Origin of the sequence: Mesorhizobium sp. CA7 (assembly GCF_020165015.1) — a bacterium.
Taxonomy (GTDB): domain Bacteria; phylum Pseudomonadota; class Alphaproteobacteria; order Rhizobiales; family Rhizobiaceae; genus Mesorhizobium.
The window spans coordinates 224,939-240,000 of the sequence record NZ_JAIUHH010000001.1; the positions used below are offsets into that span (position 1 = coordinate 224,939).

A 15,062-nucleotide genomic window follows, 5' to 3' on the forward strand; every position below is an offset into this window, starting at 1 on the left:
GTCATTCCCCTTTTCTGTTGTCATTGTCGTCCAGGAAGTCTCCCACCACACGCATGCAGAGTTCCTGCTCCTCGACATGCGGCATGTGGCTGGAATGCTCGAATATCTGCCAGCGCGATCCCTTAATGCCGTCTTTGAAGGGCTGCACGGTCGCGGGTGTGGCTTCGTCGTGCCGGCCGGAGATGAGGAGTGTCGGAACCTCGATGGCCGGCAGGCGGTTGATGACGCTCCAGCTCTTCAGCGTGCCGATGACGTGGAATTCGTTCGGGCCGTTCATCACATTGTAGACGGTCGGATTGCGCACGATCTGGGCGAAAGTCTCCGTCACCTCGGGCGGGAAAGGCACGACCCGGCAGACATGCCGTTCGTAGAACCGCATCGTCGCTTCCTGGTAGGCCGGATCGTCCGTCGTGCCGGCCTGCTCGTGCTTCGTCAGCGTCTCCTGGACTTCCCTGGGCAGACCGGCGCGCAGCCGGTTGGCTTCCTCGACCCAAAGCTTCATGGACGCCGGCGAGTTGGCGATGGTCAGCGACTTCAGGCCCTTCGGCCGGGTCACGCCGTATTCGGCGCCCAGCATGCCGCCCCAACTTTGCCCCAGCACATGGAAGCCGCCGCGGATGCCGAGATGGTCGACGAGATTTTCCAGTTCGTCGATGAAGAGTTGGGGCGTCCAGAAATCGGCACCTTTTTCCGGCAGCAAGGTGGAATTGCCGCAGCCCAACTGGTCGTAGTGGATGACGGCGCGGCCGCCTCGGGCAAGAAGCTTATAGGCATCGACGTAATTATGGGCAGCACCCGGCCCGCCATGCAGGATCACGACTGGGGCCTTGCCGGCATCGAGCGCGCCGCTGACCCGGTACCAGGTTTCATAGGCGCCGAACCCGGCCCGCCCTTCCTTGCTGACGATCTCGGACGGCATCCCGGCTCCCTCAGTGGTTGAAGACATCTCGTTGCCGCCTAGTTCGCCGTCCGGCCGGACTGCACCCATTCTTCCAGCATCTGCACGCCGAAGGCCGTGGCGCCCTCCCGGCCCAGCGGCCGGTCCTTGTCGGCCATTTCCTTGCCGGCTATGTCGAGATGCACCCAGGGGCGGTCCTCGGTGAAATTGCGCAGGAAGGCCGCGGCATAAGGCGCATCGCCGTCTTCCATGTCCTTGGCGTGGTGACGGATGTCGGCGAAGGGCGATTGCAGCCCCTCGTCATAGGCACGGTCGAGCGGCAGTTGCCAGAACCGCTCGCCGACCTTTTCCCCCGCCGCGATCATGCGCGAGGCGATGGTGTCGTCGGTGCTGAAAAGTCCGGCGAAGACCGAGCCGAGGCCCCGCATCACCGAATAGGTCAGCGTCGCCAGATCGACGATCACCGAGGGATTGAAGCGCGAAGCGGCATAATAGAGGCAGTCGGCCAGGATCAGTCGACCTTCCGCATCCGTGTCGAACACTTCCACGGTCTGGCCCGACGCCGTCGTGACGATATCGCGCGGTTTGAGCGCGGTGCCGGATGGCATGTTCTCGGCAATGCCGAGCACGCCGACGGCATGCACGGGGCTGCCTTGCCGGGCGAGCGCGATCAGCAGGCCGACCACTGCGGCCGCGCCGCCCATGTCGGCCTTCATGTCGAACATCTGCTCGCCGCGCTTGATGCACAGGCCGCCGGAATCGAAGCAGACGCCCTTGCCGACGAAAGCCAGCGGCTGCGCGGGGGCGCCCTTGCCGCGATAGCGCAGGACGGCGACGCGCGGCGGTCGCGCCGAGCCGGAGCCGACGACCAGGATCGCATTCATGCCGAGCTCCTTCAGCCGCGCCGTGTCGAGAATCTCGACATCGATGCCGGCCTCGCGCAGCGGCTCCAGATGATCGTGGAAATTGTCGGGATGGAGGTGGTTCGGCGGCAAGTTGACCAGCGTGCGCGCATATTCGACGCCGTCCGCGATGGCATTGACCCGTATCAGCGCCGCCTTCAGCTCCGGACCGGCCGCGCCGATCAATTGCACCCGCAAAGTGCGGTCGGCGCCTGCTCCCTGACGCCGGTTGCGCAGGTCGAAACGATAGCGCCGCAGCCGCATGCCGAGCGCGACCCGCGCCAGGATTTCCGCTGCGGGCAGGTCGACACCTGCGAGCGGGTCCAGCATCAGGGTGGCCGCGCATTCGCCCTTGCCTTCCAGATGCGCCGCAAGCAAACCGCCGGCCCGCGCCAGCGAAAGCTGGGTTACGGCCTCGGCCTTGCCCAAGGCCAGCACCACCACGCGGCGGGTCGACATCGCCTTCGGCGCGATGACATCGACGCAGGCGCCGGACTCCTCAAGCGCGGCCGGCTCGGAACACGCGCGGGACAAGATCCCGTCCATTTCAGCGTCGAGAGCCCCTGCCCGGGGACCAAAACCGGTTTGAGCGGTTTGCAGGATGACGACGACCGAGGTTTCCGCGGAAATCTCGTCAGCCGCTTCGAAGACCGGCGCCGGCGATTGAGGCAAAAGCTCGTTCTCCCATTCTGAGGTCCTCCGCCGAGGCTCAGCTGGCGTCTAACGCAAAGCTTCGCCGGTCACCGGTGAAAGCCGGCCATGCCGGTTTCCGCCGTTGGTGGAATGGCATCGGAGTGCCCAAACAATCGTTTTCGGATGGCGACTTGGTCGCTCTTGCCTTTTGGGTATCCCCGAACCGGCCAGGCGATCAAACGCCAATTTTGCCCAAGTCGATTGACAAAAACTCAACTGACATTTCATGATCGGCCAATGGCCCTGCCCTCACTCAATGGCATGCGCGCTTTCGAGGCCGCCGCGCGTCTCGGCAGCATCAAGGATGCAGCGGAAGAGCTGCATTTGACGCCCTCGGCCGTCAGCCGCCACATCCGCGCGCTCGAGAAGAACCTTGGCCAGGAGTTGTTCGAGCGCGGCTTTCGCCAGATCACACCGACCATCAGGGGCTCATATTATGCGCGCGGCCTCTCCGAAGCATTCGAGGCTATCTGGCGCGCCACCGACGATGTCAGCTTCGTCCATGGTCACGGCAGGACCCAGCGGGTCAGGGTTCTCTGCGTGCCGGCGGTTTTGAACCTTTGGCTGGCGGACCGGCTGCCGAATTTCCGCAAGCTGCATCCGTCCGTGAACCTGGAGATCTCGACGTCGGGCAAGCGCGCCAACTTCGATTTGGCCATTGTCGACGAGTTCGTCTACAAGGCCGGCCCGGCCCTGACGCTGCTGATCCCGCTCGTTCTGACGCCGGTCTGCGCGCCGTCGCTGCTTGAGGGACCGGTGCCGCTCAGAACGCCCGCCGATCTGGTCAATCATCACCTCATCCACGAATGCGAGAGCATGCGCTGGCGGCGCTGGCTGGAACAGGAAGGCGTTCTGGACGCCACGCCGAAATCCAGCACGACGCTCGATGACTGCACCTTGATCATGCGCGAGGTGATAAACGGCGCGGGGATCGCTTTGGCCGACACCATGATGGCGCAGGACCTTTTGCAGCAAGGCAAACTTGTCGCCCCGTTCAGCGCCCGCCACACCTATCCCGCCGGAATCTACCTGCACCAGCGCCGCAGCATCGGAAACAAGCCAGGCACCGGCCTGTTCCAGGATTGGCTGCTCGCCGAGATCGCCGACCATAAGCGCACGATGGGTATCTCGTAGCGCGTCTTGTCCGAAGCGCCGCGCAAGAAAAAGGCGGCGACCGACCGGCCACCGCCTTCGCATTGTCGACGGCTGGGCTCAACCCTTGATGGTGGCGGTCAGCTCGTCATAGGCCTTGCAGGCTTCGTCGAGCGTCGTGGCGCCCTGATACTTCGTCGTCACAGCCTGCACCTTGGCGGTCAAATCAGCCGCCTTGCTAGGATCCTTGGTGACGGCTTCCTGGAGGGCGGTAGCCATGTCCTGCGCCTTCTTGGCGGCGATTTCCTGCGTGCATCCCGGGCCCTTGGAGCAAGCCGACCCGGCCAACGCCGCAACACCGACGGCAACGAGCAAAAACTTCTTCATGTCAATCATCTCCTCAAAAAAGGCAGCCGCCCATCGCCGCTGCCTCCACTGGCCGAAGCCGAACGTGCCATAACCTCCGATTGTGGCGTGAAGCAACGACCGGACCGCATAAACTTGTGTAATCAGGCTGCAACGTCGCGGCGTCCGTGTTGAGGCCGCCCGATGCATATCGCCCAAAGCGCGCAGCGGTTTTGGGTCGACGACAGGCGTAAAGCAACAAGCTAAAGCGCGTCGTACGAGGCCATTCAGACGCGACGGCTTTAGAGCAATCCCAGGAAATGTGCGAAACGGTTTTCAGCCCCGAAAACAAAAAGATAGTGCGTCTCACCGTTTTCGTGAAACGATGAGACGCTCCATGTCAGCTGGAGCAAAGTTCACCCGCGAGGCTGTAGCAGCGCCAGCACGACGGTCAATGCGGCAAGGACGGCGGTAAGGGTCAAAGGTCCCGTGGCGCCATGGGTATCCACGACATAGCCGCCGACAACCGCGCCGATGGTGATGGCAACCTGGAAGGAGACGACCATCAGGCTACCCGCAGCTTCCAGCGCATCAGGTGCCGCGCGGGACAGATTGGTCGGCAGCACGACCGGCGCCATGCCGAAGGCCAAGCCCCAAAGCGTGACGAATGTGAACGCGACGCCAATGTGCACGCCCCAAAGCACCAATGCCAGCGCCGCAAATGCCATCAATGCGGCGTTGCCCGCGAGCGCCATGCGGATATTGGCGTCGGCCATACGGCCGCCGGCGACGTTGCCGATCACAGCCGCGATGCCAAATCCGAGCAGGGCCAGTGCAATTGGCCCGGTGGCGAGGAGCGTCACGTGTTCGAGGAAAGGTCGTACATAGACCGAGCCGGCAAAATGCCCTGTCATCAGCAAAAGAATGGCAAGCATGCCGAGTTGAACGCCACGCCGCCGTGTCAGCCGAAATACATCCGCAAGACTATTGCTGGCCGTGGCAGGCAGGGTCGGCAGGCTAACCAACTGCAGCAGCATGGCAATCACTGCCAACCCCGCCGTCAAGGCCATGGCGCTGCGCCATCCCAGCCAGTCGCTGATCAACGCCCCCATTGACGGGGCGGCGATGGTGGCGAGCGAGACGCCGAGGGTGACGATGCCCATGCCCCGACCTGTCGCATTGGCGCCGACCAGCCTGGCCACGACGGCAACCGAGAGTGCCCAGAACGCACTGAGAGCGATTCCGAGCCCGGCCCTGCCCAGCAGCAACAGCCAGAAATCGGGCGCTAGCGCGGCAAGGAGGTTGGAACCGACCGCCAAGGCGCTGAGGCCAACCAACACCGTCTTACGGTTCAATCGTCCGATGAGAACATTGCTCAACATGGCCGTCACGGCGCCGACCGAAGCCGTGGCGGTGACGACCTGTCCGGCGGTTCCTTCGCTGATGCCGAGGTCCCGCGCCATCGGCGTCAGCAGGCCTGCCGGCAGGAATTCGGCTGATACCAGGGCAAAGCTGGTGGCCGCCAATGAAATGACCGCAAACCAGGTGGCTGCGTTCCACGGGGCTGGCGCGGCGTCATCGAGGTCTATCGCCGCGTCTTCAAGCTGTAATGTTGTGTCTGTCACTGAAAGATCTCCAAGGTCTGGAGGTCTTCAATAGACGAGTCTTCTCGGATGATATGTACCTTATAATCCGAAATTCATGTCCGTTCGTCCGGGAATTGTGCGGCGCACAACGCCTGGCGAGACATTGGTGATGCGTTTGAACGCGCGCGCGAAGGATGCTTCGCTATCATAGCCCAAACGGGTAGCGACCTCGGCAACCGACAGGCCGTTTTGCCCGAGCAACTCGCGGGCAAGCTGCATCCGCAGACGGGCGAGATAGTGGGCAGCGCCCTCCCCTAACACAGCGCTGAAGCGCTCGGCGAAAATCGAGCGCGATTGGCCTGCCAGGGTGGCAAGGCTTTCCAGGGTCCAGTTATGGCCGGGGTCTCGATGCATGGCTGCCAGAGCGCGGCCGATATGGGGGTCGCGGATGGCTGCAAGCCAGCCGGTGGTCGAAGCTCCAGTGCAATTGACCCAGCAGCGGATAAGCCGGGCGGTCAGCAAGTCGGCCATGCGCGACAGAATCGTGGCGCTGCCCATCTGCGGTTGCGCGGCCTCCGCCGTCATAGCCGCCAGCAAAGGACGGACGACCGGATCGTTGCCGGCCACATCGCACCCCTTGATAATAGATGGCATCAACGTGATCAGTGGATTGAGCGCACAGACGCCCAGGGCCATGGAGCCGCAGAAAAGGGTACTTGTCGCGCCCGTCCCTTCCCGCACCACCTCACAGACATTGCTCCCCAACTTGGTAACCTGGCAACTCTCGAGCGAGTCGTCGACAACGTCCGGCGCACTAGCCAGCCGATGGGCGATGCCTTGCGGCAACAGCACCAGATCGCCATCGCGCAACTCCTGCCAGCCTTCCGCTTCGGTATAAATCCAGCATGGACCCTGGCCGACAAAGTGAAAGCGAAGCAGCTTCTGTTGCGGAAAGGCGATGCTCCATGGATGCCGGAGCTCGCAGCGGCCATAGTTGACCCCACTCAAGCGAAAGTCCTGTAGGACTTCGCTGAGCGCATCCATCGGAATATGCAGAGGCGGGCGGGACGAATAGTCAGGCATTCGGCTACTGTATATGCCGAACGTCCGGCAGGCAAGCGGAGGCCGCTTCAACGGCACCCTACCTTCAAGTCAGTCCGCCCGCCCTTGCCTCTCGCTCCCGGGACATGCAAGGAGTGCTTCGAGCAACGGGACGACAGGCATGGCAGTTGAAGCGTCGAGCAGCGATCTGGTGCAGGTTGTGGCGCTGCTCGCCGCGGGCGTCGTCGCCGTGCCGATCTTCAAGCGCATGGGGCTGGGCTCGATCCTCGGCTACCTCGCCGCCGGCGTGGTCATCGGTCCGTTCGGCCTGCGCATCTTTTCTGAATCGGATGCGATCCTCCACGTCGCCGAGCTCGGCGTCGTCATGTTCCTGTTCATCATCGGGCTGGAGATGCAGCCGTCGCGGCTCTGGGGCCTGCGTCGCGAGATCTTTGGACTCGGCGCGCTGCAGGTCGGCGTCTGCGCAGTCCTGCTCACTCTCGTCGGACTGGCCGGCGGCTTTCCCATCGCGCAGTCCTTCGTCGCCGGCGCCGGCTTCGTCCTGACCTCGACGGCGATCGTCATGCAGTTGCTCGAAGAGCGCGGCGAGATCGCCACGCCGAAAGGCCAGCGCATCGTCTCCATCCTGCTGCTCGAAGACCTGATGATCGTGCCGCTGCTCGCGCTTATCGCATTCCTTGCGCCCGGCGGCGCCGAAACCAGCCTTTCGGAGCGGCTGACCGAAGTCGGGATCGGCATCGCCGCGATCGTGGGACTGGTCGTGGCCGGCCGTTACCTGCTCAATCCGCTCTTCCGCATCCTGGCCGATGCCCGCGCCCGCGAGGTCATGACCGCCGCGGCGCTGCTGGTGGTGCTGGGATCGGCCCTGGCCATGCAGCTCTCCGGCCTGTCGATGGCGATGGGCGCCTTCCTCGCTGGCGTGCTGTTGTCGGAATCGACCTTCCGCCACCAGCTCGAAGCCGATATCGAGCCGTTCCGCGGCATCCTGCTCGGCCTGTTCTTCCTCGCCGTCGGCATGTCGCTCGACCTTGGCGTCGTAGCCCAGAACTGGCGGCTCATCGCCATCTATGTCGTCGCCTACATGGTCATGAAGGCATTCGGCATCTACGTCGTCGCGCGCATTCTGAAAAGCGGTCATCGCGAGGCGCTCGAACGCGCCGTCTTCATGGCGCAGGGCGGCGAGTTCGCGTTCGTGCTCTATTCGTCCGCTGCCGCGGTCGGCATCATCGACGGCCAGGCCAACGCCACGCTGACCGCCATCGTCATCATCTCGATGGTGCTGACACCGCTCGCGATCTTGGCGCTGCGTTACCTCACCCCGCGTGACGAGCAGTCCCTCGACGGCGTCGACATCGCCGACAACCTCACCGGCAGCGTGCTGATCATCGGCTTCGGCCGCTTCGGCCAGATCGCCAGCCAGCCGCTTTTGCTGCGCGGGATGGACGTCTCGATCATCGACAACGAGGTGGAGATGATCCAGGCGGCGGCCGATTTCGGCTTCAAAGTCTATTACGGCGACGGCACGAGGCTGGACATCCTGCATGCGGCTGGCGCCGGGCGCGCCCGCGCGGTGCTGATCTGCGTCGACAAGCCCGACGCCGCCGTGCGCATCGCGCAGCTTATCAAGGCCGAATTTCCACTGGTCACCATCCTGGCGCGCGCCTTCGACCGCGGCACCGCGCTGCAGCTCGTGCGCGCCGGCGTCGACTATCAGCTGCGCGAGACCTTCGAATCGGCGCTGGTCTTCGGCGGCTCCGCGCTGGAGGCGCTTGGCGTCGATCCCGAGGAGGTCGCCGAAGTCATTGAGGATGTGCGACGCCGCGACGAAGCGCGCTTCGAGACGCAATTGGCCGAAGGCGTGCGCGCCGGCCAGCGTTTCCTCAAGGGCAATATCGGCACGCCGATCCCGACGCCGCTCACGCAGCCACGCCGCGCCGGCCGCGCGCTGAACCAGGAAACCGCCGTGGTGCTGAACCAGGCAGAGACCAAGAACTGAGAGGCAAATATGGCAAAGCTTGATCCGCGAGCGCTTTCGGTCATCGCATTCTGGCGCGACGCCGGCGAGGACACCTGGTTCGAAAAGAGCGACGCCTTCGATGCCGATTTCCGCGGCCGCTTTCTCGAGCTGCATTACGCCGCTGCGCGGCGCGAATGCGACGACTGGAATGCGCATGCCGAAGGGTCGCTGGCGTTGATGATCCTGCTCGATCAATTCCCGCGCAACTGCTTCCGCGGCACCGGCCACATGTACGCGACCGATCCGCTCGCCAGATACTTCGCCGACAGGGCAATCGCCGCCGGTCAGGACCTCAAGCTGGAAGAACCGGTTCGCGTCTTCCTCTATTTGCCCTTCGAGCATTCCGAATTGCTGGCGGATCAGGAACGGTCGGTGGAACTCACCGCCAAGCGAGCGCCGGACTATCTTAAATACGCCAATGAGCATCTGGAGATCATCCAGCGCTTCGGTCGCTTTCCGCACCGCAACCGCATGCTCGGCCGCGCGACGACGGCCGAGGAGCAGGCATTTTTGGACGGCGGCGGGTTTTCCGGCTGACCGGCCTGCTGAACTAAGCGAGCCACCATTCGCGGCCCGAAGGCAGCCGCTCGATGCCGGACGTATCGACGGCTTCGAGCCGCTCCGATACGCTTCTGCCGCCGACGGAAAGCCCTGGCGCGATCTCGGCCAGCGGCGCCAGCACGAAGGCGCGCTCCAGCATGCGCGGATGCGGCACTTCGAGGCCGGTCTCGTGGATCACCCGGTCGCCGAACACCAGGATGTCTATATCGATGAGGCGCGGCCCCCAGCGCTCCTCGCGCACGCGCTTCAGCCGCTTCTCGACATCGAGGCAAAGCTCAAGCAGCGCGCGTGGCGAAAGCGCCGTCTCGATCGCGGCGGCGGCATTGAGGAAATCGGGCTGGTCGAGCTTGCCCCAAGGAGGCGTGCGGTAGAGCGACGAGACGGCGGTGACGCGCGTCGCGTCGTCGCCGTCCAGCATGCGCAATGCCGCGCCCATGGACTTCGCCGGCTCGCCGAGATTGCCGCCGAGACTGAGGTAGACGGCGCTATTCTGGCCAGACAACGGTCACCTCGACATGATCGAGCACGCCCGGCACCGGGGCGTTCGGCTTGCGCACGGTGATCGCGGCTTTCCTGATCTGCGAGAATCGCGCTGTCAGCGCCTTCGCCACCTCCAGCGCCAGCGCCTCGATCAGGAAGCGGCGATGTCCGGTCACGATCTTTTCGATAACCGAGAAGGCGACGCCATAATTGACGGTGTCTTCGATGGAATCCTCAGTCAGCGGCCGGCTGGGCTCGACCGTCAGCTCGGCATCGACGTAGAAACGCTGGCCAAGCGTCTCCTCCTCGTCCAGCACGCCGTGGCGGGCGAAGAAGGCGCAGTTCTTCATGCGGATGAGGTACATGATCAGTGTCCGGGAGGAAGCTCGGTTTCGCGTTGAAGCATAGCATCGGTGACCGCCAGCGCATCCACGTTGATTGCGACATCGTGGACGCGAAACAGGTCGGCTCCCTTCAAGCGCAGGATGACACTGGTGGCCGCCGTGCCGGCAGCCCGTTCCGCGGGATCGCGCCCGGTGGCAGTGCCGATGAAGCGCTTGCGCGACGTCCCCGCCATCAACGGGTAGCCGAGCGCCTGAAGCTCGGAAAAACGCGCCATCAGGTCGAGGTTTTCCTCCGCCGTTTCCTTGGCGAAGCCGAAGCCGGCATCGAGCACGATCTGGCTGTCGGCGACATTGCCGGCGCGCGCGATCTCCAGCGATTTGCGCAGGAACAGGAACTGGTCCTCGATCACGTCGGGCAGCTTCTGCCGTTCGCGCCCGGTATGCATGATGACGAGCCCGGCGCCTGTCTCGGCCGCGACGCGCGCGATGCCCGGCTCACGTTGCAGCCCCCAGACGTCGTTGACGATATGGGCGCCGGCGGCGACGCCAAGCCGCGCGGTGTCCTCGCGATAGGTGTCGACCGAGATCAGCGCCTCGCCGGAAGCGGCGAGCGCCGCGATGACCGGCAGCACGCGCGCCTGTTCTTCCTCGGCGGAGATCGGGGCGAAACCGGGCCGCGTCGATTCCCCGCCGACGTCGATGATCGCCGCGCCCTGCTTCACCATGCGGTGCGCCTGCTCCAGCGCCTTCTCGGGCGCGATGAACAGGCCGCCGTCCGAAAAGCTGTCGGGCGTCACGTTGAGGATGCCGGCGACGACCGCCTTCGGACCGAGGTCGAGATAGCGTCCATGCGCCAGCTGCCATCGCCTTGTCGTCATTGTCCATCAACCATGCGTGATCCGCGCGAAATCAATTCCGTTGCGCTGGCGACGGCCCTAAAGCAAGGTGCGTGAAGAGGCAATATGATGAACCGCTCCCTGCTCTGCGCCCTGATGCTCTCGCTCACTGCCCTGCCGGCGGGCGCGGCCAGTCTGGTCAAGACCTACAGCTATTTCAGCGTCGGCGGCCGCACGCTCGACGATATCCAGAACCAGCTGTCGAGAAACGGCCCCGAGGTGAAGAGCACCGGCTCGCGGCATCCCGGCGCCACCCAAATGGCCTTCACCACCCGCATCAGCTACGCGCAGAGCGCCGGGTCCTGCCGCATTGCCGACGCGGCCGTCACCTTGAAGGTCAAGGTGATCCTCCCCGAATGGCGGCGCCCGCGCAAATCCGATCCCGGCGTCAGGCTGGTCTGGGATACGCTCTCGGCCGACATCAAACGGCATGAGGAGCGCCATGTCGAGATCGCCAAGAACCATGCGCGCCTGCTCGAGGATGCGCTGAAGGCACTCCCACCGCAAAAGACCTGCGAGCAGGCGAAGCTCAACGCCGCCGCGGTCCAGGCAGCCGAGCTCGCCAGGCACGATCAGGACCAGGTCCGCTTCGACCGCGTCGAGAGCGTCAATTTCGAAAGCCGTATCCTTCGGCTGATGCGCTACCGGATGGAGCGTGTCGAAGCCGGCCAGCTGCCGCCGCCTTGACTTGAGAGCCGAGCCCTGTCCGGGGCCAATTTCATCCAAGCATGGTGCCAGACCGGAAAAACTTTCGAGTGATGGTCGAAATCGGCCTATATCGAACGACATAATGCGGGTTCGAAGCGCCAAAGCCTCGGGTCCACGATGAGAAATGACACGTGCGACCGGCCAAAGCCGTCTTGGCGCACCAAGCACCAGCCTTTGAAAGAATGACGCATGGACCAGACCGTCGAGAACCAGGCGATGGCGCCGAAATCCGCGCCGATGATGAGCGAGAGCGAGAAGAATGCCATCATCGGCGGCGTGCTGTTATCGATGCTGCTGGCGGCCCTTGATCAGACCATCGTAGCCCCTGCCCTGCCGACGATCGCCGGCGCGCTCGGCCATGCTGAATATCTGCCGTGGATCGTCACCGGCTATCTTCTGACCGCGACCGCGATGGCGCCGCTCTACGGCAAGATTTCCGATGTCTACGGGCGCCGCCCTGTCATCTACGCCGCCATCCTCGTCTTCCTGCTCGGGTCGCTGGTCAGCGCGCTCGCTCCCAACATGCTGGTGCTGGTCATCGGCCGCGCCATCCAGGGCGCCGGCGGCGGCGGTCTCTTCGCGCTGGCCCAGACGGTCATCGGCGACCTCGTGCCGCCGCGCGAGCGCGCCCGCTATGCGGCCTGGATCGCAGGCACATGGGCGGTCGCCAGCGTCGCCGGCCCGCTGCTCGGCGGCGTGTTTGCCGAGCATCTGCACTGGTCGCTGATCTTCTGGATCAACCTGCCGATCGGCTTCCTGGCCATGGCCATCATCAACAACCCGTTGAAGAAGCTGCCGGTCGCGGCCAAGAACCATCGCATCGACGGCTTGGGCGCCGTGCTGCTGGTTATCGCCACGACGCTTCTGCTCCTGGCGCTCAGCTGGGGCGGCAGTGCCTATCCCTGGTTTTCCCGCGAAATCCTTGGGCTGGTTGGCTGTTCGGTGGTGTTCTGGGCCTTCTTCGCGCTCAGGCTGCTCAAAGCGGCCGAGCCTTTGATCTCGCTCGAAGTCTTGGGCAACCCGATCGTGCTCGCCGGCACACTGTCGATGTTCCTCCTGCAGGCCGCAAATATCGGCGCGTCGGTATACCTGCCGGTCTATCTGCAATCGGTCGTCGGACTTTCGGTCAGCGAATCCGGCACCGCGATGCTCGGCCTCCTGCTCGGCACGGTCGCCGGTGCGACCTTCAGCGGCCGCACGATCCCGCGCTTTGTCCACTACAAGCGCATCGCGATGATCGGCGTCGGCCTGGCCATCGTCTGCATCGGCGTGCTCAGTGCCATTGCGGAACACGCCTCGCTGCTCGAGGTGGAAATCCTGACCACTCTGATCGGCCTGGGCAGCGGAACGACATTCCCGGTTGCCACCGTCTCGGTCCAGAATGCCGTCGATCGCGCGCATCTCGGTGTCGCGACGGGCGTTCTGACCTTCCTGCGCACGCTGGGCGGCGCGCTCGGCGTGGCCATGCTCGGCGCCGTCGCGCTCGGCTACGGCCTGCCATTGTCCTCAGAAGGCTCGCACACGCATATCCATCAGGCATCGGCGTTGCCGTTCGTGATGATCTTCGTCGCCGCCGGAGCAACACTCATTCTGGCCCTGATCACGCTGGCCCTGATGCCCGAAAAGGAACTGCGCGGCCACGACGAGCAAATCGCGCCCGCGCTTGCGGAGTAGATCGCTTGAAGGTGTGTTGAGATTCAGGTCAGGCCGAGTCGAGAAGGGCAGTTTCCGAGAACCGGAGCGGAGCGTCCTTGAAGTACGTGAGCACCGGAAGCGCAGGAAGTTGCCGTTCGCAGTCCGGCATCACCTGAATATCAATACGCCTTAATCATGCACGCCGAGCTTCTTCTGCAGGCTGGTCGACGAGGTCGTGTACTGAAAGACGATGCGCTCGCCCGGGCTGACGATCCGCTTGGCGGCCTGCGCCATCAGCGCCACCTCATGGAAGCCTGACAGGATCAGCTTGAGCTTGCCCGGATACCAGTTGATGTCGCCGACGGCAAAGATGCCCGGGATCGACGTCTGGAACTTCTCGGTGTCGACCGGGATCAGGTTCTCGTTGAGGTTAAGGCCCCATTCGGCTATCGGCCCGAGCTTCATGGTGAGGCCGAAGAACGGCAGCATGCGGGTGCACGGCACCTCGACGTCGCCATCCGGACCACCCTTGATGATCGCCGATGACAGCTGGCCGTCGGCGCCGGCAAGGCCGCTGACCTGGCCGACCAGGAATTCGAGCTGCTTCATCTCCTGCATGGCATACATTTTGTTGACGCTGTCGGGCGCGGCCCGGAATTCCGGGCGGCGATGCACCAGCGTCACGCTTTTGGCGATCGGCTGCAGGTTGAGTGTCCAATCGAGCGCCGAATCGCCGCCGCCGACGATGACGAGATCGTGGCCGCGAAATTCCTCCATGCGCCGGACCGAATAGAAGACGCTCTTGCCTTCGTACTCCTCAATGCCCGGAATGGGCGGACGCTTGGGCTGGAACGAGCCGCCGCCGGCGGCGATCACCACCACCTTGGCCTCGAACAATTCACCTTCATCGGTGGCGACGCGGAAACTGCCGTCCTCCAGCTTTTCAAGGCTCGACACCATGCGGTTGAAGGTGAAGTCCGGCTTGAACGGATGGATCTGCTCCATGAGCTTGTCGACCAGGCCTTGCGCGGAGATCGTCGGCCAGCCGGGAATGTCGTAGATCGGCTTTTCAGGATAGAGCTCGGCGCATTGGCCGCCGGGACGATCGAGAATGTCGATCAGATGGCATTTCATGTCGAGCAGACCGAGCTCGAACACGGCGAACAGGCCGATCGGCCCTGCACCGACAATGAGAACGTCCGTTTTGATGGTATCGGTCATGCGCTGCGCCCTGATTGGGAATGCGGCGAGACTGCATGAGCTATCGGCCGCTGCCAAGCTGCCGGCGCGAAAGAATATTGGGAAGCAGCCAAGGTGTGTCGAGATTCAGGTCAGGCCGAGTCGGAGTCGAAGACGGGCGCGAAGCGACCAAACTGGTGACGTCCGAGAACCGGCCTACGCCGGCCGTAGCTTATTTTAACCGCCACGCCATTCGTGAGTGCTTCGGCCGGCAAAGGCCGGAAGCGCAGGAAGTCGCCATTTGCAGGCCGGCCTCACCTGAATATCGACGCGCCTTAACCCTGGCGCGCGGGGACCCGAACCACCAGCCCGTCCAGCGCGTCGCGCACCTTGATCTGGCATGAGAGGCGTGAGTTCGGCTGGACCTCGTAGGCGAAGTCCAGCATGTCCTCCTCCATCGCCTCTGGCTCGCCGACCTCCGCTGTCCATGCTTCGTCAACATAGACATGGCAGGTCGCGCAGGCACAGGCGCCGCCGCATTCGGCTTCGATGCCCGGAACCGCATTGCGGATCGCGTTTTCCATGACCGTCGAGCCGTTTTCGGCTTCCACGTCAAACCGGGTCCCGTCATGGGCGATGTAAGTCAGCTTGGTCATTAAGTCAC

The 15,062-nt window shown here is 64.0% G+C and carries 15 protein-coding genes; 5 read left to right on the top strand and 10 right to left on the bottom strand.

From position 1 onward, the window contains the following. Position 1 precedes the first annotated feature (1 nt). Both LB552_RS01075 and LB552_RS01080 read right to left on the bottom strand, forming a co-directional pair. Positions 2-919: a proline iminopeptidase-family hydrolase gene (locus tag LB552_RS01075; protein ID WP_224544423.1), complete on the bottom strand. Its 918-nt coding sequence runs from the start codon at positions 917-919 to the stop codon at positions 2-4. A gap of 38 nt (positions 920-957) precedes the next feature. Continuing rightward, positions 958-2,472: a leucyl aminopeptidase gene (locus LB552_RS01080; protein ID WP_224601324.1), complete on the bottom strand. Its 1,515-nt coding sequence runs from the start codon at positions 2,470-2,472 to the stop codon at positions 958-960. A gap of 258 nt (positions 2,473-2,730) precedes the next feature. Here LB552_RS01080 and LB552_RS01085 point away from each other — a divergent pair, with 258 nt between their 5' ends. After that, positions 2,731-3,627 carry a LysR substrate-binding domain-containing protein gene (locus tag LB552_RS01085; protein WP_224532034.1) on the top strand — a complete coding sequence of 299 codons (897 nt, stop codon included), beginning with the start codon at positions 2,731-2,733 and terminating at the stop codon, positions 3,625-3,627. Between the two features lie 78 nt (positions 3,628-3,705). Here LB552_RS01085 and LB552_RS01090 read toward each other — a convergent pair whose 3' ends face one another. The 3 genes from LB552_RS01090 to LB552_RS01100 form a co-directional block, all read right to left on the bottom strand. After that, positions 3,706-3,972, bottom strand: a complete 267-nt coding sequence (locus LB552_RS01090; protein WP_224601327.1) for a hypothetical protein — start codon at positions 3,970-3,972, stop codon at positions 3,706-3,708. Positions 3,973-4,346: 374 nt separating this feature from the next. Continuing rightward, positions 4,347-5,555 (bottom strand): MFS transporter, encoded by a 1,209-nt coding sequence (locus LB552_RS01095; RefSeq protein WP_224601329.1) that lies wholly within the window; start codon positions 5,553-5,555, stop codon positions 4,347-4,349. A gap of 60 nt (positions 5,556-5,615) precedes the next feature. Further along, a complete protein-coding gene (locus tag LB552_RS01100; protein ID WP_224601331.1) occupies positions 5,616-6,599 on the bottom strand; it encodes an AraC family transcriptional regulator in 984 nt (327 codons plus the stop codon). A 139-nt stretch (positions 6,600-6,738) separates the two neighbouring features. Here LB552_RS01100 and LB552_RS01105 point away from each other — a divergent pair, with 139 nt between their 5' ends. Continuing rightward, positions 6,739-8,574, top strand: coding sequence for a monovalent cation:proton antiporter-2 (CPA2) family protein (locus tag LB552_RS01105; protein WP_224601333.1), 1,836 nt, complete (start codon positions 6,739-6,741; stop codon positions 8,572-8,574). 9 nt (positions 8,575-8,583) lie between these two features. Continuing rightward, the gene (locus LB552_RS01110; RefSeq protein WP_224601335.1) at positions 8,584-9,132 is read left to right on the top strand and encodes a DUF924 family protein; all 549 of its coding nucleotides are present in this window, start codon (positions 8,584-8,586) and stop codon (positions 9,130-9,132) included. Positions 9,133-9,145: 13 nt separating this feature from the next. On the opposite strand, the gene folK is transcribed toward LB552_RS01110, so the two are convergent. From folK to folP, 3 genes are read right to left on the bottom strand one after another with little or no spacing between them, the layout of a single operon-like run. Continuing rightward, positions 9,146-9,658 (bottom strand): 2-amino-4-hydroxy-6-hydroxymethyldihydropteridine diphosphokinase, encoded by a 513-nt coding sequence (folK, locus tag LB552_RS01115; protein WP_140841127.1) that lies wholly within the window; start codon positions 9,656-9,658, stop codon positions 9,146-9,148. Next, positions 9,642-10,001: a dihydroneopterin aldolase gene (gene folB, locus LB552_RS01120; protein ID WP_095765255.1), complete on the bottom strand. Its 360-nt coding sequence runs from the start codon at positions 9,999-10,001 to the stop codon at positions 9,642-9,644. The genes folK and folB overlap by 17 nt, the downstream gene beginning before the upstream one ends. A 2-nt stretch (positions 10,002-10,003) precedes the next feature. After that, positions 10,004-10,858, bottom strand: a complete 855-nt coding sequence (folP, locus tag LB552_RS01125; protein ID WP_224532040.1) for a dihydropteroate synthase — start codon at positions 10,856-10,858, stop codon at positions 10,004-10,006. Between the two features lie 84 nt (positions 10,859-10,942). On the opposite strand from folP, the gene LB552_RS01130 reads away from it, so the two are divergent. Together LB552_RS01130 and LB552_RS01135 are read left to right on the top strand one after the other, a co-directional pair. Then, positions 10,943-11,563, top strand: a complete 621-nt coding sequence (locus LB552_RS01130; RefSeq protein WP_095765253.1) for a DUF922 domain-containing Zn-dependent protease — start codon at positions 10,943-10,945, stop codon at positions 11,561-11,563. 210 nt (positions 11,564-11,773) lie between these two features. After that, positions 11,774-13,258, top strand: a complete 1,485-nt coding sequence (locus LB552_RS01135) for an MDR family MFS transporter (protein WP_224601337.1) — start codon at positions 11,774-11,776, stop codon at positions 13,256-13,258. 150 nt (positions 13,259-13,408) lie between these two features. Here the strand turns inward: LB552_RS01135 and LB552_RS01140 are convergent, their stop codons facing one another. Continuing rightward, positions 13,409-14,440 (bottom strand): NAD(P)/FAD-dependent oxidoreductase, encoded by a 1,032-nt coding sequence (locus LB552_RS01140; protein ID WP_224601339.1) that lies wholly within the window; start codon positions 14,438-14,440, stop codon positions 13,409-13,411. A 293-nt stretch (positions 14,441-14,733) separates the two neighbouring features. After that, a complete protein-coding gene (locus tag LB552_RS01145) occupies positions 14,734-15,054 on the bottom strand; it encodes a 2Fe-2S iron-sulfur cluster-binding protein (RefSeq protein WP_095765250.1) in 321 nt (106 codons plus the stop codon). Between the last annotated feature and the right edge of the window lie 8 nt (positions 15,055-15,062).